Below are 1,028 nucleotides of genomic sequence, written 5' to 3' on the forward strand. Positions count from 1 at the left end.
GAATTACTTCCTAAAGCCATGGGGCTAAAAAATGGAGATGCAAAAATAGTGAAAAATGCCGGAGCTGTTATCTCCCATCCCTTTGGCAGCGTCATGAGAAGTATATTAGTTGCCGTCTACGCTTTGCAAGCTGATGAAGTATGTGTCATCGGTCATCATGAATGTGGAATGACGGGCATGAAAGCTGAAGCTATTTTAGCCTCTGCTGAACAAAGAGGGATCAGCACGGAACAGATTCGTAATCTAAAATATGCCGGTATTGATTTAGAATCATGGCTGACTGGGTTTGAATGTGTAGAAGATAGTGTCGAAAACAGTGTGGATATGATTCGAAATCACCCTTTATTACCGAAAGACGTGCTTGTTTCTGGAATGGTTATTCATCCTTCAACAGGAAAACTTGACGTCGTTGTCAACGGCTATTCCCAAGACCGAGCTGAAACCGTAAGCTCATGAAGGAGGATTTTATCGAATGCTAAAAGATAACCGATTTCAAGGCTATTCAGCAGGGCATTTACAAAAAGACATTATCGCCGGTTTGGTTGTTGGGGTCGTTGCTATTCCTTTAGCAATGGCCTTTGCCATCGCTTCTGGTGTAAGACCTGAATACGGGATTTATACAACCATTATCGCAGGGATTATGGTTTCAATATTAGGCGGATCGAAATTTCAAATTGCTGGTCCAACAGGTGCATTTGTTCCAGTGCTGCTTGGAGTTGTCATGCAGTATGGTTATGAGAACCTCATTATTGCCGGCTTTATGGCTGGAATTATGATTACGCTTCTCGGAATATTTAAGCTAGGGAAATTTATAAAGTTTATTCCGCGCCCTGTAACGATTGGATTTACAGCAGGAATTGCGATTATTATCTTCTCAGGTCAGGTCGCTAATTTTCTAGGATTAAAAGGAATTGCAAAACATGAGGAATTTCATTTAAATATGATTGAAATCCTACGAAAAATTGCAACGATTAACATTTACAGCGTCATCATAGCCGCTATTTGTTTAGCTATCGTGATTACAACGC

2 protein-coding genes are annotated in these 1,028 nt (G+C 40.7%); both read left to right on the forward strand.

Annotated elements, in window-relative coordinates:
* A partial coding sequence (locus AC1DRF_RS29370; RefSeq protein ID WP_477742493.1) for a beta-class carbonic anhydrase occupies positions 1 to 456 on the forward strand: 456 nt, incomplete at its 5' end.
* Positions 457 to 472: 16 nt separating this feature from the next.
* The coding region (locus AC1DRF_RS29375; protein WP_477742494.1) for a SulP family inorganic anion transporter at positions 473 to 1,028 on the forward strand (556 nt) is incomplete at its 3' end.

The sequence above is a fragment of the Priestia sp. P5_B4 genome, assembly GCF_056400385.1.